13 protein-coding genes, 2 tRNA genes, 3 pseudogenes and 1 CRISPR repeat array are annotated in these 23,984 nt (G+C 55.6%); of the genes and pseudogenes, 9 read left to right on the top strand and 9 right to left on the bottom strand.

The features are described 5' to 3' along the window. The first annotated feature begins 34 nt into the window (after positions 1 to 34). A pseudogene (locus HMPREF9371_RS14030) lies at positions 35 to 218 on the top strand (ATP-dependent exonuclease). A gap of 190 nt (positions 219 to 408) precedes the next feature. Here the strand turns inward: HMPREF9371_RS14030 and wrbA are convergent. The 3 genes from wrbA to HMPREF9371_RS07100 all read right to left on the bottom strand — a co-directional run bounded on the left by wrbA (position 409) and on the right by HMPREF9371_RS07100 (position 2,327). Next, a complete protein-coding gene (wrbA, locus tag HMPREF9371_RS07110; protein WP_009119345.1) occupies positions 409 to 1,014 on the bottom strand; it encodes an NAD(P)H:quinone oxidoreductase in 606 nt (201 codons plus the stop codon). Between the two features lie 412 nt (positions 1,015 to 1,426). Further along, positions 1,427 to 1,885, bottom strand: a complete 459-nt coding sequence (locus tag HMPREF9371_RS07105) for a methylated-DNA--[protein]-cysteine S-methyltransferase (protein WP_009119343.1) — start codon at positions 1,883 to 1,885, stop codon at positions 1,427 to 1,429. A gap of 1 nt (position 1,886) precedes the next feature. Continuing rightward, a complete protein-coding gene (locus HMPREF9371_RS07100) occupies positions 1,887 to 2,327 on the bottom strand; it encodes a peroxiredoxin (protein ID WP_040660943.1) in 441 nt (146 codons plus the stop codon). 229 nt (positions 2,328 to 2,556) lie between these two features. On the opposite strand from HMPREF9371_RS07100, the gene HMPREF9371_RS07095 reads away from it, so the two are divergent. The 4 genes and pseudogenes from HMPREF9371_RS07095 to HMPREF9371_RS13505 all read left to right on the top strand — a co-directional run. Further along, a complete protein-coding gene (locus HMPREF9371_RS07095) occupies positions 2,557 to 3,333 on the top strand; it encodes a BUD32 family EKC/KEOPS complex subunit (RefSeq protein ID WP_415752580.1) in 777 nt (258 codons plus the stop codon). A gap of 172 nt (positions 3,334 to 3,505) precedes the next feature. Beyond that, a complete protein-coding gene (locus HMPREF9371_RS07090; protein WP_009119340.1) occupies positions 3,506 to 4,162 on the top strand; it encodes an IS1595 family transposase in 657 nt (218 codons plus the stop codon). 51 nt (positions 4,163 to 4,213) lie between these two features. Then, positions 4,214 to 7,843 (top strand): transcription-repair coupling factor, encoded by a 3,630-nt coding sequence (gene mfd, locus HMPREF9371_RS07085; protein WP_009119339.1) that lies wholly within the window; start codon positions 4,214 to 4,216, stop codon positions 7,841 to 7,843. A gap of 294 nt (positions 7,844 to 8,137) precedes the next feature. Further along, a pseudogene (locus tag HMPREF9371_RS13505) lies at positions 8,138 to 8,269 on the top strand (IS5/IS1182 family transposase); the annotation flags it as partial. A gap of 186 nt (positions 8,270 to 8,455) precedes the next feature. Here the strand turns inward: HMPREF9371_RS13505 and HMPREF9371_RS07080 are convergent. The 5 genes from HMPREF9371_RS07080 to uvrA form a co-directional block, all read right to left on the bottom strand. Next, positions 8,456 to 8,530: transfer RNA gene (locus HMPREF9371_RS07080), tRNA-Glu, on the bottom strand. A gap of 10 nt (positions 8,531 to 8,540) precedes the next feature. Continuing rightward, positions 8,541 to 8,617, bottom strand: a tRNA-Arg gene (locus tag HMPREF9371_RS07075). Positions 8,618 to 8,798: 181 nt separating this feature from the next. Further along, positions 8,799 to 10,151: a deoxyguanosinetriphosphate triphosphohydrolase gene (locus tag HMPREF9371_RS07070; RefSeq protein WP_009119338.1), complete on the bottom strand. Its 1,353-nt coding sequence runs from the start codon at positions 10,149 to 10,151 to the stop codon at positions 8,799 to 8,801. 321 nt (positions 10,152 to 10,472) lie between these two features. Further along, a complete protein-coding gene (locus tag HMPREF9371_RS12550) occupies positions 10,473 to 11,570 on the bottom strand; it encodes a hypothetical protein (RefSeq protein WP_009119337.1) in 1,098 nt (365 codons plus the stop codon). A 71-nt stretch (positions 11,571 to 11,641) separates the two neighbouring features. Continuing rightward, a complete protein-coding gene (gene uvrA, locus HMPREF9371_RS07065) occupies positions 11,642 to 14,473 on the bottom strand; it encodes an excinuclease ABC subunit UvrA (RefSeq protein WP_040660941.1) in 2,832 nt (943 codons plus the stop codon). A 287-nt stretch (positions 14,474 to 14,760) separates the two neighbouring features. On the opposite strand from uvrA, the gene HMPREF9371_RS07060 reads away from it, so the two are divergent. The 3 genes from HMPREF9371_RS07060 to HMPREF9371_RS07050 all read left to right on the top strand — a co-directional run bounded on the left by HMPREF9371_RS07060 (position 14,761) and on the right by HMPREF9371_RS07050 (position 21,386). After that, complete coding sequence (locus HMPREF9371_RS07060; RefSeq protein WP_040660329.1) at positions 14,761 to 15,198, top strand: hypothetical protein; 438 nt, start codon at positions 14,761 to 14,763, stop codon at positions 15,196 to 15,198. Positions 15,199 to 15,436: 238 nt separating this feature from the next. After that, positions 15,437 to 16,900 carry a ribosome biogenesis GTPase Der gene (der, locus tag HMPREF9371_RS07055; protein ID WP_009119334.1) on the top strand — a complete coding sequence of 488 codons (1,464 nt, stop codon included), beginning with the start codon at positions 15,437 to 15,439 and terminating at the stop codon, positions 16,898 to 16,900. Positions 16,901 to 17,147: 247 nt separating this feature from the next. Continuing rightward, positions 17,148 to 18,637: direct repeats of the CRISPR family, unit length 32 nt; unit sequence TCAGCCGCCCACGGGCGGCTGCGTGTTGAAAC. An 856-nt stretch (positions 18,638 to 19,493) separates the two neighbouring features. Beyond that, on the top strand, positions 19,494 to 21,386 hold the full coding sequence (locus HMPREF9371_RS07050) for an aminotransferase class I/II-fold pyridoxal phosphate-dependent enzyme (protein ID WP_009119330.1): 1,893 nt from the start codon (positions 19,494 to 19,496) through the stop codon (positions 21,384 to 21,386). 465 nt (positions 21,387 to 21,851) lie between these two features. On the opposite strand, the pseudogene HMPREF9371_RS13495 reads toward HMPREF9371_RS07050, so the two are convergent. Continuing rightward, positions 21,852 to 22,018, bottom strand: a pseudogene (locus HMPREF9371_RS13495) (ATP-dependent exonuclease); the annotation flags it as partial. A 342-nt stretch (positions 22,019 to 22,360) separates the two neighbouring features. Here HMPREF9371_RS13495 and HMPREF9371_RS07045 point away from each other — a divergent pair. After that, complete coding sequence (locus tag HMPREF9371_RS07045; RefSeq protein WP_009119328.1) at positions 22,361 to 23,689, top strand: DUF445 domain-containing protein; 1,329 nt, start codon at positions 22,361 to 22,363, stop codon at positions 23,687 to 23,689. The last annotated feature ends 295 nt before the right edge of the window (positions 23,690 to 23,984 follow it).

Below are 23,984 nucleotides of genomic sequence, written 5' to 3'. Positions count from 1 at the left end.
GTAGGCAGACAACAATATTTTCAGCTGGAGACTTTTGCAAACCCGCCATCTGCGGCGCATTTCTGCGTTGTGCGTTTATGTTCCAAGGGTAGTGTTCACTCGCTTACCTATCGCGTGATATGTCTGTCCCACAGGGATTCTTGGTGCTAACGCTGGCTGCGCTGCTAAGTCTTGAACGGCATCCACATCTAGGGGTTTTGCAAAGGTCCAGCTATTGAACTTTTGGAATGCCCTTAGATGTGAGTATGGTTCAAGGAGTGGCAGTACAGTTAGCGAGCAGTCAGAAAGCGTCGTGACAAAAACAGAATCACAGGATGGCTAATCGAGGAGTGATTGAGCGTGTTGCCGCATCACATCGGGTATGTTGAGGAATCTATTGACAACACCGATTGTTAACAGATTCGGCACTCAAGCTAGTTTAAGCTTAAGCACCAATTCGGCCAGGCGTTTGCCTTGTGCGAAGGCCAGGTTGGCTTCGTCGCTGCTCAGTTGGGCTTGGCCTTCGCTGCCGGCGGCGTGGCTGGCGCCGTAGGGGGTGCCGCCGCTTTGGGTGTGGCTGAGGGCTGCCTCGCTGAAGGGGATGCCTTGGATCAACATACCGTGGTGCAGCAAGGGGATCATCATGCTCAGGAGGGTGCTTTCCTGGCCGCCGTGTAGGGAAGCGGTGCTGGTAAAGACGGTGGCGGGCTTGCCGATCAGGCTACCTGAAAGCCACAAGCCGCTGGTTTGGTCGAGGAAGTATTTCATCGGGGCGGCCATATTGCCGAAACGGGTGGGGCTGCCCAAGGCGAGACCGTGGCAGTTTTGCAGCTCTTCCAAGGTGGCGTAGGGGGCGCCGCTGTCAGGAATGTCGGGGGCGAGGGCTTCGCAGTCGGCGGAGACGGCGGGTACGGTGCGCAGCAGGGCCTCGCAGCCTACAACGCTGTCGATGCCGCGGGCGATTTGGCGGGCGAGTTTGAGGGTGCCGCCGTGGCGGCTGTAGTATAAAACCAAAATGGGCAGACGGGCGGTCATAAAGACTCCTGGGTAGGGAAGGGGAAATAGGGAGTAAGGTTGTGGTCGGGCGTTATGTGAGTTATTCGCCGACGTGATGATGAGTGGAAGCCAAGGGCAGGGCGTTGAAGTGTATCCATCGTTTTATCTGGGTATGAAACTTCATTTCAGCCGCCTTCGGGCGGCCGTGTGTTAAAACCGCTTACGATATACGGTTGCTCTCTGTTTGGCGACAAAACGAACGCGGCAAGTTTTTCAGGTAGCCTGAGACCTTTGCAAAACCCCCATCTGTGGCGCATTTCTGCGTTGTGCGCTGCTCGCTCGCTTGCCTATCTATATGATATGTCTTCGCTTGCTGTGCTGCTACGCCTTGAACTGCATCCACATCTGGAGGTTTTGCAAAGGTCTCAGCCTGCACGGGCGGTTTGAGCAATCAGATGTTCACGCCTTCGTGGGCCAGCAGCCAGCGTTTGATGTTTAATCCCTGTTCCGGATCGGCTCCCATGCTGAAGCCGCCGAGGCTGCCGTCGGCGGCCACTACGCGGTGGCAGGGAATCAGCAGGGGGAGCGGGTTTTTGCCGCAGGCGCTGCCGACGGGGCGCGGATGGCTGCCGATGCGTTGGGCGATTTCGCGGTAGCTACGCACTTGACCGGCCGGAATGGCGGCAATTTCCGCCCACACGCGCTGTTGGAAGGGCGTGCCTTTGGGGGAAACGGGATGGCGGAAGGTTTTCAGGCTGCCGGCAAAGTAGCGGTCGAAATCCCGGGCCAGATTATCGGGCAGCGGCGGCAGGAAGTTTTGCGCTTGGGTGCTTAACACGATTTCGGTGAAATGTGTGCCGTCGTGGCGGCACAGCAGGGTGCCGAACGGGGCGGCGTAGCAGTATTCCATCTCAGCCTTTCAGCGCATCCAAAACCGCTTGGGCGTGGCCGGCGGCTTTCACTTTGCGCCATTGGTGCAGGATTTGGCCGTCCTGCCCCAGCACGAAGGTGCTGCGCTCGATGCCCCATACCTTTTTGCCGTACATATTTTTTTCTTTCATGACATCGAACTGGCGGCACACGGTTTCGTCGGCGTCCGACAATAAGGGCAATTGCAGGCCGTATTTGCAAACGAAGTTTTGGTGGCTTTTCACGCTGTCGCGCGAGATGCCGGCTACCTGAAAACCCAAAGCCTGAAATTCGGGCAGCAGGGCGCTGAATTCCTGGGCTTCGGTGGTGCAGCCGGGGGTGTTGTCTTTCGGATAAAAATACAGCACCAAGGGCAGGTGGTCGGCGGCGGCAAACAGTTGGCCGTCTTGGTCGGGCAGGGTAAACAGGCAGACATCAGACACGGGCGTTTCCTTATCAAAAGAATGGGCAATCAGGCGGCCGATTATAGCCGCAATCGGCACAGGCTCCCAGCGGGCGGCAGGCTACCTGAAAGCGGCTGCGGGTATGGCATCTGAAAACTTGGTCGTGGCCGATCAATACGGTCTCGCCGGCCATATGGAATACGCCCTGAGCGTGCCGGCGCCGGATGGCGATATAATGCCGCCCGTTTAAATGGAAAAACCGCGAATCATGGATGACAGCAAGCGTTTGGCCGAGTTGGCCGCCGGTCAGGAGCAAACCATTGCCGGCTATGTGTTGGCAGACGGCAGGCGGGTGTGGCTGCGCAAGGCGGGCAAACGCAATGCGGCATGGCGTTATGCTTTGCTCGGCACGGCGGCCAAATGGCTGCGCCTGAGCGTGCTCACGCCGGTGCCGAATGTGGGCGGCAAGGCCGGCATCGCCACCGAGGCGGCCCGCTTGCGCGAATTGGCGGCGGCGGGCATTGCCGCGCCCAAACTGTTGGCGGTGCAGGAAGATGCTTTGCTGATGAGCGATGCCGGCGGCAATACCTTGCTGCACCACATTGAGCAGGAAGCGCAGGCGGGCAGCTTGGCCGGCTGGCAGCGCGGGCTGGCGGCGATTGGCGGGGTGCACGCCAAAGGGCAGTTTCTCAGCCAGGCGTTTGCCCGCAATATAGTGGTGGCCGCAGACGGCTCGATTGCGTTTATCGATTTTGAAGACAACCCGGCCGCGGTGTTGCCGAGAGCGCAATGCCAGGCGCGCGACTGGCTGTGTTATCTGCATTCCACCGCCTTGGTGTTGCACGAACACGGCCTGCTGGCGCAGGCGGTGCCGGTGTGGCGGCAGTATTGGGCGGCGATGCCGGACGAGGTGCGGCGGCATATAGCGCAGGGCTTGCGGCCGATCGGCTGGATGCGCGGCCTGCGCCATCCGCGCTGGGGACGCGACACCTTGCGCTTGGCGGCCTTGGCCGAGTTGGGCCGGGCGGCCGCGGGCAGGAGTTGATTAAGTCAAGCGTAAATTGGATTTGTAAATCAACATTCTCTTTCACTGAATGATTTTTTGGCTTTTTAGTCCGAGCTGTGTATGGTGGTGGTGGCTTTAAATCTGTATATCCTTAAATTATGGGGCTGTCCTAGATAACTAGGGAACATCAATCTTGGCTTAGAATGTTCCCATGAGAAGAAGTCGTTTGAGTCGTTACAAACAAAGCAAGCTCATTGAGCTGTTCGTTGCAGGCGTGACGGCGCGTACGGCAGCACAACTGGTTGGCGTCAACAAAAACACTGCAGCCTACTACTTTCACCGCTTGCGTCTATTGATCTATCAAAACAGCTCCCATCTGGAAATGCTTGAAGGCGAAATAGAAGCCGACGAAAGTTACTTCGGCAGTCGTCAAAAAGGCAAGCGCGGACGTGGAGCGGCAGGGAAAATCGCGGTATTCGGGCTTTTGAAGCGCAGCGGCAGGGTTTACACTGTTGCCGTACCCAATACAAAAACTGCCACGTTAATGCCGATCATCCGAGAACAAGTGGAGCCTGACAGTATTGTTTATACGGATTGTTACCGCAGTTATGATGTTTTGGACGTGAGCGAGTTTGCGCATTTTCGCATCAATCACAGCACGCATTTTGCCGAGAGGCAAAACCACATCAACGGCATTGAGAATTTCTGGAATCAGGCCAAGCGTGTCTTGCGCAAATATAATGGCATTGACCTAAAGTCCTTTCTTCTATTCTTGAAAGAATGCGAATTTAAAGAATGTGAATTTCGTTTTAATTTTGGAACGCCAAAGCAGCAGCTAAAAATTCTGCGGCTTTGGTGTGAGGTTTAGGGCTAATCTACTTCAGCCCCAAAAAATTTTGATTTTCCATATTTATTAAGTATGAGCCCGTTTCCCATCCCCGCCCCCGCCCAAAAATCCCGCTGGCTCGGCCTTTCGCGCGGCAGCCTGCCTTTGATGCTTACCGAATGCCTGCCTGAACAACCTGTAAAAATCATTCTCACGCAAGACGTGGAGCAGGCTTTGCGGCTGCAAACCGCGTGGCAGTTTTTCCGCCCGCAGGATAATGCGGTGTTTCTGCCCGATTGGGAAACGCTGCCCTACGAACGTTTTTCGCCGCATCAGGATTTGGTTTCGGAGCGGCTTTCTGCCTTGTGGCAGCTGAAAAACGGGCAGGCCGACGTGTTGGTGGTGCCGGTGGCCACCGCCATGCAGAAGCTCGCACCGGTGTCGTTTCTGCTCGGGCGCACGTTTTGGTTGAAAACGGGGCAAACGCTCGATATCGACGCGTTGCGTGAAAACTTGATTGAAGCGGGTTACAGCCATGTTTCCAACGTGATTGCCGCCGGCGAATTTGCCGTGCGCGGCGGTATTTTGGATATTTTTCCGATGGGGGCGGAGTTGCCCTACCGCCTCGATATGTTCGGCGATGAAATCGACAGCATCAAAACTTTCGACCCCGACACCCAGCGCACCATCGCGCCCGTTTCCGAAATCCGCCTGCTGCCCGCGCACGAGTTCCCGACCGACGACGACGCGCAAAAAATCTTCCGCAGCCGTTTCCGCGAAGAAATCGAAAGCGACTACAACGCCGCCACCGTTTACAAAGCCGTGAGCAACGGCCATTTCGGCGCGGGCGTGGAATATTATCTGCCGCTGTTTTTTGAAAACGAATTGGCCACGCTGTTCGACTACATCGGCGAAGAAGCGCTGGTGGTGTGCATCGGCGACGTGCACGCCGAGGCTTCGCGCTTTTGGTCGGATGTCAAATCGCGCTTTGCGATGGCTAAGGGCGACGAAACTTACCCGCCTTTGCATCCACAGCATTTGTATCTCAGTGAAGACCAGTTTGCAGGCCGTCTGAAACCTTATCCGCAAATTCTGCCCGACTTTCACGGCAAGCCACACCAGTTGCCCGATGTGGCCGTGAACCGCCAATCCGAAACCCCGCTCGCCGCCCTGCACGGTTTTCAGACGGCCTTTGAGGGCAGGATTCTGTTGTGCGCCGAAAGCGCAGGCCGCCGCGAAACCATGCTCGGCTTTTTTGCCCAGCACGGTCTGAAACCGAAAAGCGTGGACGGCTGGCAGGCGTTTTTAAACAGCGATGCGCCGCTGTGTATCGCCGTCACGCAGTTGGCGTACGGGTTTCAGCTGCCGTCTGAAAACGCGGGCGGTATTTCCGAATCGGCCGAACCCGTAGGTTGGATTACCGAATCCGACAAAACACAATCGGCACAAATGTCGGATACAAGTATCCGACCTACGGAAGCCCATCTTTCATACGGCCTTTCAGGTAGCCTGTCTGAAAATGTTGGTCAGAGGCACGAACCGGACGAAGTAGGTCGGATTCTCGAATCCGACAAAATACAATCGGCGCAAATGTCGCGGCCTACAACCGGCCTTGCCGTCATCACCGAATCCGACCTCTACCAATACGTCGCCCGCAGCCGCACCGCACGCCGCAAGAAACACGCCCAAGTTTCAGACGGCCTTTTGCGCGATTTGGCCGAAATCAACATCGGCGACCCCGTTGTGCACGAAGAACACGGTATCGGCCGCTATATGGGTTTGGTCAGCATGGATTTGGGCGAAGGCAGTACCGAAATGATGCTGCTCGAATACGCCAACGAAGCCCAGCTTTATGTGCCCGTGTCGCAGCTGCACCTGATCAGCCGCTACTCCGGCCATGCCTATGAAAACGTGCAACTGCACCGCTTGGGCACCGCCGCATGGAGCAAAGCCAAGCGCAAAGCCGCCGAAAAAGCACGCGACACCGCCGCCGAACTGCTCAATCTCTACGCCCAACGCGCCGCGCAAGAAGGCTTTAAATTCCAGTTTAACGAGTTGGACTACCAAGCCTTTTCAGACGGCTTCGGCTACGAAGAAACCGAAGACCAAGCCGCCGCCATCGCCGCCGTACTCAAAGACCTTACCCAAGGCAAGTCGATGGACAGGCTCGTGTGCGGCGATGTCGGTTTCGGCAAAACCGAAGTCGCCTTGCGCGCCGCCTTCGTGGCCGTGATGGGCGGCAAACAAGTGGCCGTGCTCGCCCCCACCACGCTGCTGGTGGAACAACACGCACAAAATTTCAGCGACCGCTTCGCCGATTTTCCCGTTAAAGTCGCCCAACTTTCCCGCTTCAACAGCAGCAAAGAAACCAAAGCCACGCTCGCCGGCATGGCCGACGGCACGGTCGATATCGTGATCGGCACACACAAACTCGTGCAAGACGATATCCAATTCAAAAACTTAGGCTTGGTGATTATCGACGAAGAACACCGCTTCGGCGTGCGCCAAAAAGAGCAGCTCAAACGCCTGCGCGCCAACGTCGACATCCTCACCCTCACCGCCACCCCCATTCCGCGTACCCTCAGCATGGCGCTCGAAGGATTGCGCGATTTCTCGCTCATCACCACCGCGCCCAGCCGCCGCCTCGCTGTTAAAACCTTCGTCAAACCCTTCAGCGAAGCCAGCGTGCGCGAAGCCGTGCTACGCGAACTCAAACGCGGCGGACAAGTATTCTTTTTACACAACGAAGTCGAAACCATCGAAAACATGCGCGAACGCCTGCAAGAGCTGCTGCCCGAAGCCCGCATCGGCGTTGCCCACGGCCAATTGCGCGAACGCGAACTCGAACAAGTGATGCGCGACTTTCTGCAACAGCGGTTCAACCTGCTGCTGTGTTCCACCATCATCGAAACCGGCATCGACATCCCCAACGCCAACACCATCATCATCAACCGCGCCGACAAATTCGGCCTTGCCCAACTGCACCAACTGCGCGGGCGCGTCGGCCGCAGCCACCACCAAGCCTACGCCTACCTGCTCACACCCGAATACATCACCAAAGATGCCGAAAAACGCCTCGATGCCATTTCCGCCGCCGACGAACTCGGCGCAGGCTTCACGCTGGCCATGCAGGATTTGGAAATCCGCGGTGCTGGCGAAATCCTCGGCGAAGGGCAAAGCGGCGAAATGATGCAGGTCGGCTTCACCCTCTACACCGAAATGCTCAAACAAGCCGTGCGCGACCTCAAAAAAGGCCGCCAGCCCGACCTCGACGCACCGCTGGGTGTAACCACCGAAATCAAACTGCACAGCCCCGCGCTCTTGCCCGAAAGCTACTGCCCCGACATCCACGAGCGGCTAGTGCTCTATAAACGCCTCGCCACCTGCGAAACCGAAGGCCAAATCAACAGCGTGCACGAAGAACTCGTCGACCGCTTCGGCCTGCCCGAACAACCCGTCAAAACCCTAATTGAAAGCCACCGCATCCGCCTCATCGCCAAAGAAATGGGCATAGACGCGCTCGATGCCACCGCTGAAGCCGTTACCCTCACCTTCGGCAAACACCACAACATCGACCCCGCGCAGATTATCCTACTGATGCAAAGCAACAAAAACTACCGCATGGCCGGCGCGGACAAATTGCGCGTAAGCGCGGTGATGGAAGATGTGGAAACACGGATTCAGACGGTGAAAGCGGTTTTGAAGAAGTTGGGGGAGAAGTAAGGTAAGCGCTGAAGGTCTGGCAATTTTGTTAAAATTGCGGTTGTTTAAAAGGAAATGGCAAGGCGAACATAAGAAACAGAGAATCCTATAAGGAAGCCCTTTATGTGGGTAGGAAATTAGGAGTTTTGCCAAACCGAGACCTTTGCCAAACCCCCAAAAAAACTCTCTAAACTCCCACTCGCATCCAACTCCGGGTAATTTAGAGAGTTTTGTTCATAAGCAGCTTTTGCACACCGATGTCCTCAAGCACATCGAAAAACATCTTGCCCTTCCCCAACCATCAATCCCGACCATATGCTCGATTGGGCACCCATCGAACCATACCTCGCCCGCCGCCTCGCTACTGGTGCGACAACGGCGGCCGTCCCGCCTATCCTTTGCTCTCCATGTTCAAAGCCATCTTGCTTGGCCAATGGCACAGGCTGAGACCTTTGCAAAACCCCCATCTGCGGCGCATTTCTATGTTGTGCGCCTGCTCGCTTGTCTATCTATCTTTGTGGGGTTCTGCGAAGGTCTCAGCCTAATTTTCTATTGCTTAATTGTGGTGATGAAATGCGTAGAAAACAACGCAGCAAAAATCCCCTGCAAAAGTTTGCAGGGGATTTTCTGAATTGGCACGCCTACGGGGAATCGAACCCCGGTTACCGCCGTGAAAGGGCGATGTCCTAACCGCTAGACGATAGGCGCGTAATCTTGATGGCGCACCCGGAGCGATTCGAACGCCCGACCCTCTGGTTCGTAGCCAGATACTCTATCCAACTGAGCTACGGGTGCGCTGTGTTGAATCAGCGCTGCTCTGAGTGCTGAAAATCAAGAAGCGCGAATAATAGTGAGGTTTGCGGGTTTGGGCAAGAGGTGCTTGGCGGTGTTTTTTGAAGATGATGTTTTGAAAAAGAAAAAACTTCACAAATTTCCCGATTAAACGGAAGATTTGTGAAGTTTTACGGAGTAAGCCTTACAGCATGCCGATGCCGGAGACTTCGCGGGCCAGGCGGGCGGCGGCGTTGTCGGTCATGCCGCCGACAAAATCGAGAATCTTCATATAGGCAAGATACAGCGAATCGTGTTCGCTGATCGGCTCGTCGCGCAGCAGCTCCAAAGCCAGCGACTGGCGCGGGCTGACGCGTTTTTCGGTGACGTAGGCGAAGGTGGCCGGCACCAAGAGGTTGAGAATCGAGCCGATGCAGGGGAAGGCGGCAATTTCGGTCATCAGCTTGCTTTGGTGGCGGAACACGCGGGTGCGCGCCAGCTCTTTGGCTTTTTCCAAAGTGTCCTGCACCTCGGGGCTGCAGAGCGCCAACAGGTCTTTGCCGCGGAACTGGCCGTTGAGCAGATCAGACTGGTGCATGATAAAGGTTTGCGCCATGTCGTCGATGGCGCGGCCGATGGCGATGCCGCGCAGCATGGCACAGCGCTGGCGCGGGGATTGTTCCTGCCACACGGTGTCCACATGGGCGATGCCCTGCAGAATGTTTTCCACTTCCAATTCGTGCAGCAGTTCCAGTTCCACCGCGTCTTCTAAATCCAATAGGGCGTAGCAGATGTCGTCGGCGGCCTCCATCAGATAAGAGAGCGGGTGGCGCAGCCAATGATGCGGCGCGGTTTCAGGTAGCCCCAATTCCTGCGCCACCTGCTCAATAAAGGGCAGCTCGGTTTGGTAGATATTGAATTTTTTCAAACCTTTGGGGTCGGAGGTGGTCCACGGGTATTTCATCAGCGCGCCGATGGAAGCGGCGGTGAGCCGCATGCCGCCGCGGTTGCGGTACATTTCCAAACTTGCCAGCAGACGCAGGCTGTGCGCGTTGCCTTCATAGGTTTGCACATCGCGCCGCTCGGCCTCGCTCAGGCCTTTCAGGTAGCCTGCATGGGCGGGATCGCGGAACCACTCGCGCAAAGCGTCTTCGCCGGTGTGGCCGAAAGGCGGATTGCCCATATCGTGCGCCAAACAGGCTACCTGAACCACCGCGCCGATGTCGGAAGGCGTGTTGCCCGGCGGCAGAAAACCGCCTTTCGCCATCATCACGCCCACCCGGTTGCCCAGGCTGCGCCCCACGCTGGCCACCTCCACGCTGTGGGTGAGGCGGTTGTGGGTATGGTCGTGCTCGGCAAAGGGGTGCACCTGCGTTTTGCGCCCCAAACGGCGGAAGGCGCCGGAAAACACCACGCGGTCGTAATCGATATGGAAATCCGTGCGCAGCGCATCCGCGCCTTCCTGGCTCGACGGAGTGACCGTGGCCACCCATTCGCCGTTGTGGGCTTTGAAACGTTTGGTGCTGAGCAGTTGCGCCCAGTTCATCGGAGCAGTCATCAGAGGCTACCTGAAAAGAGGGGAAAGGGCGGTATTGTAGGGGATTTGCGGGGTGGTGGGCAGATGCTTGGCGGGTCGGATACTTGTATCCGACAAAATAGGGGTATGCCGTGATGCCGAGATATATCAGGGGGGAGATAAGTCGGATTCGAGAATCCGACCTACGGATCAAAACAAAGCCGTCTAAAAGAGAAGTTTCAGACCAAGAATTCTGTAGGTTGGGTCGGAGACCCAACATTTCAGAGTTGGTAAAGAATGTGTTGGGTTTGCAACCCAACCTACGCTTGCTACGATTGCTTGCTACATTTGTAATCTTGGAATTTATCCTAATCCAATATGCCAGTCATGAATTGGTAATAAATCCATTAATTGGATCGACTTATAGTTCTCTTTATTAACACTATCAAAATAAACTGAAAAAAGAATCGAAGATAATGCTTTAAGTTTAATATTGTAATCATTTATATCGCCCAAATTTCTCCATCCTGCGCCAAATGCTAAATCTTTTACGTTATTTAAATCTACATTTTTTAGCAACACTTCAATATCGCATTTATCTAGATATATAGCTGTAGATAATTTGGGTTTAATGGTTCTCCATATATCGAATTTCTTTCCTAAAGCTGGAAAACCTCTGTACTCAGGAATAAGACTATAATTAAGTGTCTCCGTGGTTATATCTATGATATTTTTCAAACTAGGAATTTTATTTATGAATATTTCAAAAAAATTTATAAATTCTTTTGATAAAATCATATTTAAAATAAATGAAACTTTATTTTGAGTTTTATCGATTGCATCTTCATACCAATTAATTGCATAATTTCTTTGAATAATATCTAAATTATTATTTTCTTTAAATTCTTTTAGTTGTTTTTCAAACAGAGGAACAACGCAATTAATTTTATTTGACTTGGTTTCGTAATACTCATGCAAAAAAGAATGAACTACCGCTCTGTCAATTTTATTATATACAACATACCCATTTGTTAAATCTATATAATCTAACTCAATAGAAATAGATGGCTCTTGATTTGAATAATTATCACTCAATTTGGGTAATTTTTTACCTAAACTGTTTCTAGCAAATTCACAAGCCTGTTTTTTCCATTCATATAATAATTCAGCAGTATATTTTTCTGGTTCTACATCTATTAATCTCGCACAATTTTGACACAACCAAATACCATTACCTTCTGCTTTTCTTTCTTCGGAAGACATTTCCCCTTTATAACGTGGTCCTCCTTTTGCTGCGGCATGAATATGTGCAGCAACACCAATAATAGTGGTTTTATCAAAAGCATCTGTTTTAGCAGATTTTGTTATTATTCTGCATTCTGGGTTTGAGCAAATATTGTTAACATTTGTGCTTAACTTTTGAATAGTTGCTTGCGTAAAATCATCTCGGCTGTTTGACATCTTGCATTGCCTCATTAATAGTTAATTAAAAATAATTTTCTTATAAACTGATTGCTAAATATTTCTTTTTATTAAATACTTAGTAATTTTAGATACTTGCCTGTATAACTCCCCTCTGCATTCACAACCCCCTCCGGCGTCCCCTCCGCAATAATCCTCCCTCCCCCATCGCCCCCCTCGGGCCCTAAATCCACAATCCAATCCGCCGTTTTAATCACGTCAAGATTATGCTCAATAATCACTATCGAGTTGCCTTTGCCTTTCAGACGGCCTATGACTTCCAGCAGCAGGGCGATGTCGGCGAAGTGCAGGCCGGTGGTGGGTTCGTCTAGGATGTAGAGGGTGCGGCCGGTGTCGCGTTTGGAGAGTTCGAGAGCGAGTTTGACGCGTTGGGCTTCGCCGCCGGAGAGGGTGGTGGCGGATTGGCCGAGGCGGATGTAGCCTAGGCCGACATCCATCAGGGTTTGCAGTTTGCGGGATACGGTGGGCACGGCGTCGAAGAATTCGCGGGCTTCTTCTACGGTCATGTCGAGCACTTGGCTGATGTTTTTGCCTTTGTATTGTACTTCGAGGGTTTCGCGGTTGTAGCGTTTGCCGTGGCATACTTCGCAGGGTACGTAAACGTCGGGCAGGAAGTGCATTTCTACTTTGATTACGCCGTCGCCTTGGCAGGCTTCGCAGCGGCCGCCTTTGACGTTGAACGAGAAGCGGCCGACGTTGTAGCCGCGTTCGCGGGCGAGGGGTACGCCGGCGAAGAGTTCGCGGATGGGGGTGAAGAGGCCGGTGTAGGTGGCGGGGTTGGAGCGGGGCGTGCGGCCGATGGGGGATTGGTCGACGTTGATCACTTTGTCGAGGTGTTCGAGGCCGGTGATGTCGTCGTAGGGCGCGGGTTCTTCGTGGGCGCGGTTGAGCTCGCGGGCGGTGATTTTGGCGAGGGTGTCGTTAATCAGGGTGGATTTGCCGCTGCCGGATACGCCGGTGATGCAGGTAATCAAACCCAAAGGCAGTTCGAGGGTCACGTTTTTGAGGTTGTTGCCGCGTGCGCCTTTGAGGACGAGCATTTTTTCGGGGTTGACGGGCGTTCTTTCAGACGGCACGGAGATGGCTTTTTTGCCGCTGAGGTATTGGCCGGTCACGGATTCTTTGCAAGAGGCGACTTTGTCGGGGGTGTCGGCAATGATAACGTTGCCGCCGTGTTCGCCTGCGCCGGGGCCCATGTCGATAACGAAATCGGCCTCACGGATAGCATCTTCGTCGTGTTCGACCACAATCACGCTGTTGCCGAGGTCGCGCAGGCGTTTGAGGGTGGCGAGCAGGCGGTCGTTGTCGCGCTGGTGCAGGCCGATGGAGGGTTCGTCCAAAACGTACATCACGCCGGTGAGGCCGCTGCCGATTTGGCTGGCGAGGCGGATGCGCTGGGCTTCGCCGCCGGAAAGGGTTTCGGCGCTGCGGCTGAGGTTCAGATAATCGAGGCCGACGTTTATCAGAAAGCCCAAACGCTCGGTGATTTCTTTGAGGATTTTTTCGGCGATGTGTTTTTTGTTGCCTTCCAAATTGAGGGTTTCAAAGAATTGGTGCGTTTGGGTGAGCGGCCATGCGGAGATTTCGTGCAGCGGCTGTTTGCCCACATAAACATAACGCGCTTCTTTGCGCAAACGTGCGCCGCCGCAGCTCGGGCAGGCACGATGGCTTTGGTATTCGGCAAGCTGTTCGCGCACGGTGGGCGAATCGGTTTCGCGGTAGCGGCGTTCGAGGTTGGGGATGATGCCTTCAAAGGCGTGGCTGCGGTTGAAGGTGGTGCCGCGTTCGGAAAGGTAGGTGAAATCAATCACTTCTTTGCCGGAGCCGTGCAGCACGATTTTGCGGATGTTTTCAGGTAGCCCTTCAAACGGGGTATCGACATCGAATTGATAATGCCGTGCCAGCGATTGAATCATTTGGAAATAGAACTGGTTGCGTTTGTCCCAGCCTTTAATCGCACCGGCGGCTAGGGAAAGCTCGGGGTGGGCGACCACGCGTTCGGGGTCGAAGAAATTCATGCTGCCCAAGCCGTCGCAAGTGGGGCAGGCGCCCACCGGATTATTGAAGGAAAACAGGCGCGGTTCCAGCTCGGGCAGGCTGTATGAGCACACGGGGCAGGCGAATTGGGCGGAAAACCAATGTTCTTCGCCACTGTCCATTTCCAGCGCCAGCGCACGTTCGCCACCGTGGCGCAGGGCGGTTTCAAAACTTTCGGCCAGCCGCTGTTTGATGTCGGCTTTTACTTTCACGCGGTCGATGACTACGTCGATATTGTGCTTGATGTTTTTTTCGAGCTTGGGCACTTCGTCGAGCTGATAGACTTCGCCGTCCACGCGCACGCGGGCAAAGCCTTGCGCCTGCAAGTCGGCAAAGAAATCGACAAACTCGCCTTTGCGCTCGCGCACGGCGGGGGCGAGAATCATCACGCGGGTGTCTTCAGGCAGTTTTAAGACGGCATCCACCATTTGCGATACGGTTTGGCTGCTCAAAGGCAAATCGTGTTCGGGGCAATGCGGCGTGCCGACGCGGGCATACAGAAGGCGCAGATAATCGTGAATTTCGGTTACGGTGCCGACGGTGGAGCGCGGGTTGTGGCTGGTGGATTTTTGTTCGATTGAAATGGCGGGCGACAAGCCTTCGATCAAATCGACATCGGGCTTATCCATCATCTGCAAAAACTGGCGCGCATAGGCCGAAAGGCTTTCCACATAGCGGCGCTGGCCTTCGGCATAAAGCGTGTCGAACGCGAGCGAGGATTTGCCGCTGCCCGACAAACCCGTTACCACCACGAGCTTGTGGCGGGGGATGTCGAGATCGACGTTTTTCAGATTATGGGTGCGTGCGCCGCGGATGCGGATGGTGTCGTTGTCTTGCTTGCTCATGATGGCTGCCGAAGCGGAAAATAAACGCGCGATTTTAACACCTTCCGCGCCCTTTTTCAGGTAGCCCGAATACGGGCGAATCATGATTGTGCTAAAATCGCCGCCCATTTGAACGAATCTTTTCAGGTAGCCTGTATGCTGTGTTCAGGCTACCTGAAAGCTGTTTTTCTCTTCAATGGCGCCGGCGCCGGGATAGACATCATTTGGCCGGTATATGATTGACTGGATAGTGAAAAGGTTTCAGTCTTGACAAAAATATATCAAACAATAAATAAAGGAGAATGATCATGCGGAAACTCTTGCTATTGGCCGCCCTGTTGGGCGCATCGGCTATCCCGGCGCTGGCTCAGACCATTCCTGCCGAATTCCAGGGCAAGTGGGCCGGGTTTTATCAAGCCACCCAACCCACGCGGGCGCAAATGCGCCAGTATTGTCAGCGTCCGGATAAGTATGCGGATCAGGAAGTGTTTTTTATGCGGGTGAATCCGCGCGGTTTTCGAATTTTCGAATACGACGGCGGCATCGACAGCCTGAACATCAGAATCAGCCGTGCCAACAGCATTGAGCTGGAAGGACGGGCTTCCATCCGTATGGATTCGGAAGACGAGACGGTGGTGCGCAAAAACAACCAGCGGTGGGAATGGTCGATCGACCGTAGAGGCCTTTTGATTGACAGCTCGGATTGGCATGACAATCCCATGGTATTTTTCCGTTGCCCGCGTTAGGGCGTGTCGTCATCGTGCTTGGGCGGCGGTTGTTAGCCGAAAATACCGCCTCAACGCTTGGTGGCCACGCCTTAGGATGCGGATTGCCGTTTGTCACAAGGTTTTCAGGCAGCCTAAGGCTGCCTGAAAACCTTCAAGTGTTTACCACTTTACCGAATCGAAATTGAAGCACAGCGTGCGTTTTTCCAAATACCTGCCGCCGCCGGTTTTTCAGGTAGCCTGAAACAGAAAGAATTGTATGAAACCCACCATCGCCCTCGTCGGCCGCCCCAATGTGGGCAAATCCACTCTGTTCAACCGTCTCACCCGCACCAAAGATGCGCTGGTGCACGATTTGCCCGGCCTCACCCGCGACCGCCACTACGGCCACGGCCGCGTGGGCAGCAAGCCTTATCTGGTGGTGGACACCGGCGGTTTCGAGCCGGTGGTGGACAGCGGCATTCTGCACGAAATGGCCAAGCAAACCTTGCAGGCGGTGGACGAAGCCGACGCGGTGGTGTTTCTGGTGGACGCGCGCACCGGCCTCACGCCGCAAGACAAAATCATTGCCGACCGCCTGCGCCAAAGCCCGCGGCCGGTGTTTTTGGCGGTGAACAAAGCCGAGGGCGGCAATCAGGCGGTGCTGGCGGCCGAGTTTTACGAGCTGGCGCTGGGCGAACCGTATGTGATTTCCGGCGCCCACGGCGACGGCGTGTATGATTTGATGGAAGACATTCTCGGCCGTTTCCCCGATGCCGAAGAAGAGGGCGAGAGCGCCAAACACCCCGTGTTTGCCGTGATCGGCCGCCCCAATGTGGGCAAATCCACGCTGGTAAACGCCATTTTGGGCGAAGAGCGCGTGATCGCCTTCGATATGGCCGGCACCACCCGCGACAGCATCCACATCGATTTCGAGCGCCACGGCCGGCCGTTTACCATCATTGACACCGCCGGCGTGCGCCGCCGCGGCAAGGTGGAAGAAGCGGTGGAAAAGTTTTCCGTGATCAAAGCCATGCAGGCGGTTGAGGCGGCCAATGTGGCGGTGTTGGTGTTGGACGCGCAACAAGATATTGCCGACCAAGACGCCACCATTGCCGGTTTTGCGCTGGAGGCCGGGCGGGCGCTGGTGGTGGCGGTCAACAAATGGGACGGCATCGATGAAGAGCGGCGCGAGCAAATCAAGCGCGACATCGCCCGCAAGCTGTATTTTCTCGATTTCGCCCGTTTCCACTACATTTCCGCCCTCAAAGAAAAAGGCATCGACGGCCTGTTTGACAGCATCCAAGCCGCCTACGACGCGGCGATGATCAACATGCCGACGCCGAAAATCACCCGCGTGCTGCAATCCGCCGTCGAGCGCCAAGCCCCGCCGCGCGCCGGCCTGGTGCGCCCCAAGATGCGCTACGCCCACCAAGGCGGCATGAACCCGCCGGTGATCGTGGTGCACGGCAATGCCCTGCAGCATATTTCCGACAGCTACACCCGCTACCTCACCCAAACCTTCCGCAAAGCCTTCAATCTGCAAGGCACACCCTTGCGCATTCAATACAATGTATCGGACAACCCGTATGAGGAGAGCGCGGACAAGGTGAAAAACAAACCCCTGCGCCGCGTGTCCCTCAGCAACCGCATCGCCAAACGGGAAAACCAAAAAGCCGAAAAAGACCGCATCCGCAAGCCGAAAAAACGCCAAGTGAGCGTGAAAAAGCAGCAGGCGAAGTAAACGGCCGGGTCGGGCTACCTGAAAGCGGTGTCGGCGTTGTTCAGGTAGCCTGCAGCATTCGATTAGCCAATCGCCAAACTGTGGTGCTCATGATTTTCCCGGTAGGTTGGCGAAGGTTGATATCTTTAATAATTCAGTAGATTGGATAGAAAGCGGATGATGCTATCATCCGCTTTGTGCCCATTAGGAGGCTTTTAGCGAAAACAGGCGGTTTTGGCTTGGATTGGCAAGGCTTTCCGACAGGGCTTCAGCCGCCCACGGGCGGCTGCGTGTTGAAACCACATTAACTTGGGGACTAAGGTATTTGCTTCCTCAGCCGCCCACGGGCGGCTGCGTGTTGAAACAAACTTGGATGTAACATCATCATATGTTCCAGGCGTCAGCCGCCCACGGGCGGCTGCGTGTTGAAACCATCTATGTGTATTGATGGACGTATGGTTGTAGCTCAGCCGCCCACGGGCGGCTGCGTGTTGAAACTACCGTTTCAGGTAGCCCGACCAAGGCCAGCGGATTCAGCCGCCCACGGGCGGCTGCGTGTTGAAACGTGTTCCGGCAACTCGATGCCGGCCAAATGGTAGTCAGCCGCCCACGGGCGGCTGCGTGTTGAAACCATGCGCCTGCTGCTGCCGGACGGCGCAGCGTATTCAGCCGCCCACGGGCGGCTGCGTGTTGAAACGATTGGCCGACATAAAGCTGTCGGCAAACGCATTCAGCCGCCCACGGGCGGCTGCGTGTTGAAACTTCATGGTGGACACGCATCCAACAATGGTTCCATTCAGCCGCCCACGGGCGGCTGCGTGTTGAAACACCCGTAGGAATGCTAGGGTAACAACCAAGTAGGTCAGCCGCCCACGGGCGGCTGCGTGTTGAAACTACACCATCCAAACAAGCGCGAAGGTCATAGCAAAATCAGCCGCCCACGGGCGGCTGCGTGTTGAAACAAGAAATTTTGGAGAAAGTCGGCTGCACCTGTGGTCAGCCGCCCACGGGCGGCTGCGTGTTGAAACACTTTCTGCGTTTCAAAATCCATATCCGCCACGACTCAGCCGCCCACGGGCGGCTGCGTGTTGAAACAGCGGGGGAGCAAATCGACTGGGCCAATATTCAAATCAGCCGCCCACGGGCGGCTGCGTGTTGAAACCATAAACTGCCTTTCGGATGGTTTCCACCACCAAATCAGCCGCCCACGGGCGGCTGCGTGTTGAAACCCACCCGATATTATTTCTTTCTTAAATAACGAAATCAGCCGCCCACGGGCGGCTGCGTGTTGAAACGACTGGTGGGAAAAGGTTATAAGAGACAATCAATCAGCCGCCCACGGGCGGCTGCGTGTTGAAACGGTAGCAGGTATTCCAGCGCGTGATGCCGAAGGCTCAGCCGCCCACGGGCGGCTGCGTGTTGAAACTTCGGCACGATGGCCGCCATGTACGTTTTTACCTTCAGCCGCCCACGGGCGGCTGCGTGTTGAAACGGGAGCTTTAGCAGGCGTTACAGCCTGACGTTCTCAGCCGCCCACGGGCGGCTGCGTGTTGAAACGTCGTAGGTGTAGCCTTGCTCAATCAGGCTATCGAGTCAGCCGCCCACGGGCGGCTGCGTGTTGAAACTGAAAGATGGTCTAGCGCTGCTCTCAAGGTTTCAATCAGCCGCCCACGGGCGGCTGCGTGTTGAAACCGCCGATATGGCCGAAATCATGGGCTACGGTTTGTCAGCCGCCCACGGGCGGCTGCGTGTTGAAACAGAAATAAACATTTCACACCCCTAACATTGTTAAATCAGCCGCCCACGGGCGGCTCGTGTTGAAACAGGTAATAGTCCATTACTCGCCCTCCACCGGTTCCAGTCAGCCGCCCACGGGCGGCTGCGTGTTGAAACAATGAGGGTATGCGCTGCCAAGGGCTGCGTCTGTTCAGCCGCCCACGGGCGGCTGCGTGTTTAAAAAGATAGATGAGCAAAGTATTCATTGCGGGGTCTCTCTTAGCCGTCATAGGGAGGTTGGGAACAAAGTGTCAGTAGAAGGCGTCCATGAACAATAGGCCTATATGCATAGGTTGAGACCTTTGCAAAACCCCCATCTGCGGCGCATTTCTGCGTTGTGTGCTGCTCGCTCGCTTGCCTATCTATATGATATGTTTGTCCCACGGGGATTCCTGGCGTTCATGCTCGCTGCGCTGCTACGCCTTGAACTGTATCCACATCTGAGGAGTTTGCAAAGGTCTCAGGTTATCTATGATGTCGTCACCAAGCGCTGTGGCGGTATTGGGGGTGAAAATCCGCACCTACGGCGTTAAATATGCTCGCAAGATGTCCAATCTTACTGCGCTTTTTGCCTAGCAGTTGCAGCTGTTACCTCAAAAAACCGCTTCGCAAGCATTATTATGATGATAAGCCCTAATCAAGTGCTGCAATGAAACACTCCGCTTCAGGTAGCCTATGCTCATTCAACAGCCACATCGGCCTTGCCATTCTGCTTCAGGCTTGGAATAATCCGCCCGCTTGATTTTCAGGCGGGTAGCCGGCCGATATGCATAAGAGAAACGTCAAGATGCAGGCTGGGCGCCCTCCATACCAATAACACAGATACAGGAGAAATTTGATGAGCGCCATCAGCAGCGTGATCGTCTTGTCCAAAGACGGCATGAGCCCCCTCAAAGACCAAATGCACATCACCGGCAGCATGACGCTGGTGTTTGACAATTATCCCTTCGATGATTGGGAAACCGCCCTCAACGATCCGCGCGTGCAGGCCGTGGTGTTGGACGCCGCCAAACTCACGCAAAAGCAGCTCAAAACCATCGGCGATGCCCGCCAAAGCCTGAGCTGGCGCGCCGAAGTGCCGCTGTATCTGTGGAGCGACGACGAAGGCAAGGCCGCCCATTGTCCAGCCGCCCGCCGCCTGCCGTTGTCGCGCCGCGACGGCAACGCCGTGCGCGACGCCGTGGCCGCCGATCTGCAAAAACAAAGTGCCACCCCGTTTTATTCCGCCCTGCAAAGCTACGTCAACCGCAAGCCTGATTCTTGGCACACCCCCGGCCATTCCGGCGGTGATTCGCTGCGCCACAGCGCTTGGGGTAGCGATTTCTACCATTTTGTCGGCCAAAGTATGTGGCAGGCCGACTTGTCCGTTTCCGTGCAGAGCCTCGATTCCCTGCTGCACCCCGAAGGCGTCATCGAAGAAGCGCAAAACCTGGCCGCCCAAGCTTTCGGCGCCCGCCGCACCTATTTCGCCACCAACGGCTCCTCCACCGCCAACAAGGTGATTCTGCAAACCCTGCTCACCCCTGGTGACACCTTGCTGCTCGACCGTAATTGCCACAAATCGGTGCACCACGGCGTGATTTTGTCGGGCGCGCGGCCGGTGTATCTGGACAGCAGCACCAACGAAGCCCTCGGCCTGTTCGGCCTGGTGCCCAAGCAGACCATTCTGCGCGCCATCGAAGAACACCCCTACGCCACCGCGCTCATTCTCACCAGCAGCACCTACGACGGCCTCTGCTACGACCTCAAACCGATTATCGAAGCCGCCCACGCCAAGGGCATGAAGGTCATCATCGACGAAGCCTGGTACGGCTTTGCCCGTTTCCACCCCGCCTTCCGCCCCACCGCGCTGGAGCTGGGTGCCGACTACGTGACCCAAAGCACCCACAAAACCATGTCCGCCTTTTCGCAGGCCAGCATGGTGCATGTGAACGACCCGGAGCACGACCCGCACCTGCTGCGCGAAACCTTCAATATGCACGCTTCCACCAGCCCGCAATACAGCATCATCGCCAGCCTCGACGTGGCCCGCCAGCAAATGGTGATGGAAGGCTACGGTCTGTTGTCGCAAGCCTTGGGCATTGCCGCCATGCTGCGCGAACGGATCAACGCCCTGCATCATTTTCAGGTAGCCTCCATCGACGAACTGATGCCCGACAGCATCCGCCGCGACAATGTGCGCCTCGATCCCACCAAGATCACCATCGACACCCGCACCAGCGGCTTCTCCGGCAACCAAATCCAACACATCCTGTTCGAGCGTTTCAATATTCAGGTAGAAAAAGCCACCTTCGCCACCGTCAGCGTGTTGGTGACCATCGGTACCACCGCCGAAAAAGCCATGCGCCTCATCCACGCCCTTAACACCCTGGATCAGGAGCAGCCGAAACGCAAAGCCAGCCTGAAAGCGCCGCCGCTCAAAGTGCCGCATTTCAGCCGCTTGGCCTGCCTGCCGCGCGACGCCTTCTACAGCGACGGCGAACGCTTGCCGCTGTTGAACGGCAAAAAAGCCAATCCCGCCCTGATCGGCCGCATCTGCTGCGACCAAATCGTGCCCTATCCGCCCGGCATCCCCGTGCTGGTACCCGGTCAGGAAATCAGCGCCGACATTCTCGATTTCCTTGCCCGCATGCAGGCCGGCAGCGATGACAAAGAAATCCACGGCCTCACCCCCGACGGCAGCATCCGCGTGCTGAGCGCCGCCGAGCAGGCCGAGCTTTCGGCCGAATAGGCCGCCTCCGGTCTGCCGCCTGACAATCACCTATCGGGCTACCTGAAAATGGAAAGCGGCTTTCAGGTAGCCTGATGTGCTTTCTCAACATCAACTGACGAAGCTTTGATTTGTATGAAATAAAATTCAGCAGAGATATTTTTTGTTTGATTATCAATGTAAAGAATAGCTTGTATCCTGCAAAAATTAGCGAGAATACGGCCAGCTGTCTAAATTCTGTGCGGCGTTTCAGGCTGTTGATATTGTTCCTGTGGCGAACGAAATGAAAATTGGCTGGGTCATGCTCTGCCTACCCAGGCTCAATTGTATTGGCCGGCTCACCTCATGTTCTACTGAATCATAGGGCATCATCTGGCTAACCGTTTTTCGGGGCAATCTTGATCCCCAATCGCTTTCTGATGATGAGTAAAGCTGATGCTCTGTGAAGCTACTGTTGAATTGAATATTGTCAAACCTGAGTTTAATAGGCTGAGACCTTTGCAAACCCGCCAGATGTGGATGCAGTTCAAGGCATAGCAGCGCAGCGAGCGTGAACGCCAGGAATCCCCGTGGGAAAGACATATCATCTAGATAAGCAAGCGAGCGAGCAGTACCCATAGGGCATAAACGCACAACGCAGAAATGCGCCGCAGATGAGGGGTGCAAAGGTCTCAGGATGAGTGTCAATGGGTGGAGGGTGGTTGGGGAATTAAAAATTCCCGCCGTTGGTATGTAAAGAAGACGCTGACGGTAGGGCCGACTCTCGTTTTGTTCTGCCTTTTGCATACTTGGTCCCCGCCTTTCACATGGTTGCTCCATAGATTGCCAAGGGTTGAGTTAATTTTTCATTAAAACAATGTTGTGAGATGGTGAGGCCATAGATTGTGCGTTTGACAAATATGTCCGACGCAGAAGAAAACGACTTGGGCCGAAACATTGCCGTGATACTACTTGTTAACAGATGACTGATTTTTAAGGATTTACGGAAATCTGCCATGAGCCGTATCCTAACCGAACACAGCCGCGAAGCCGATGCCCGCGCCCGCCTGCGCCGCGCCCGCGCGTGGGCCTTGGGCCTGCTGCTGCTGGCGGCGGCGCTGTTTGTGCTTTCTTCCGTGCTGCTGGGCCGTTATCCCGCTTTGGGCTACCTGAAAGCCTTTGCCGAGGCCGCCATGGTAGGCGCGCTGGCGGATTGGTTTGCAGTCACTGCGCTCTTCCGCCATCCGCTCGGCCTGAAGATACCGCACACCGCCATTCTGCCGCGCAGCCAAACGCGGATTGCCGAGGAGCTGGGGCGTTTTATCGAGAACAACTTCCTGCTCGGCCGGCCGATTGCCCTGCGCGTGTACCGCATGCATCCGTCCGACCGCCTGCTGGCGTGGTTTACGCAGAAAGAAAGCCTGCGCGTTTGGCTGCCCGCGCTGGCGGCCAAACTGCCGGTGCTGCTGCGCATCGCCAAGCCCGAGCACGTGGCGCGCTTTACCACCCAGCTGTTGGCCGAACAATACAGCGGCGACAAAATTGGCAAAGCCTCGGCCGAGATGCTGGGCCTGTTGCGCAGCCAAGGGCTGCACCAGGTATTGCTGACAGCGGGGCTGGTGCAGCTGCGCGGCTGGCTGCGGCAGCCGGAAACCCGCGCCCTGCTGGAAGCGAATCTGCTGGAGTGGGCGCAGAAAATCGAAAGCGACAAACCCGATACCTGGGCGCGTTTGAAGGCGCAGCTCAAAGGCACTTTGGTCGGCCAAGTGGACGGCTGGGTGGCGCAGAAAGCGCTGGATTGGGTCGACAGCTATGCCGCTGCGGCGCTGGCCGACGAGCAACACTCCCTGCGTACCGGCTTCGAGGCGCAATATGCGGCGCTGATGCAGAATTTGCGCGAATCGCCGGAGTGGCACCGCCGTTTGGAAAGCGGCAAACAGCAGCTGGCCGCTTCGCCGGCGCTCTACCGCCAGTGCGCGCTGCTGTGGCAGGGGTTGATCCGCTGGAGCGAGCGCGACGTGCGCCGCGCCGATTCGCTCACCGTGGCCCAGCTGACGCGCCTGCTGCGCCATATGCAGCATCAGGCCGATGCCTATCCGCAGTTTATGCGCCGCATCGACGCCCGCATCGCCCTGTTGGTACGCGATGCGGTGGAGCGCTACAAACACCGCGGGGCGCAGTTTGTGGCGGAAAAAGTGAAAAGCTGGGACAGCCGCCAGATGACGGACAAGCTGGAATTGAGCGTGGGCCGCGATTTGCAGTTTATCCGCATCAACGGCACCTTGGTCGGCGGCCTGGTGGGTTTGCTGATTTACACGGTTTCCCGTTGGCTGCCGCAGTGGTAGCGGCTGTTTGGCGGGCAGTGGATAGCTTTGCCGGAGAAGCGGTGGCTTTCCGGTTGGATTGAAGACGGATAGGGATCATGATGTCAAAACGGTCGCATATTGCGGCCGTTTGGTTTTGGCTGGTAGCGGTGAGCGGTTGTATTGGTTTCAGGTAGTCCGAGACCTTTGCGAAGCCCCCATCTGCAGCAGATTTCTGCTCTATTTATTAGTATGTTGCTGTCTTAGGGAAAGGCCTGCTTGCTTAGTCTTGTATGTGTCTGCCTGTATTAAAGAGATTTCTCGTGTTCATGCCCGT

It is taken from the genome of Neisseria shayeganii 871, from assembly GCF_000226875.1.
Taxonomy (GTDB): Bacteria; Pseudomonadota; Gammaproteobacteria; order Burkholderiales; family Neisseriaceae; genus Eikenella; species Eikenella shayeganii.
Note: the sequence above shows the minus strand (reverse complement) of the source record. Positions and strands in the feature narration are given on the sequence as shown.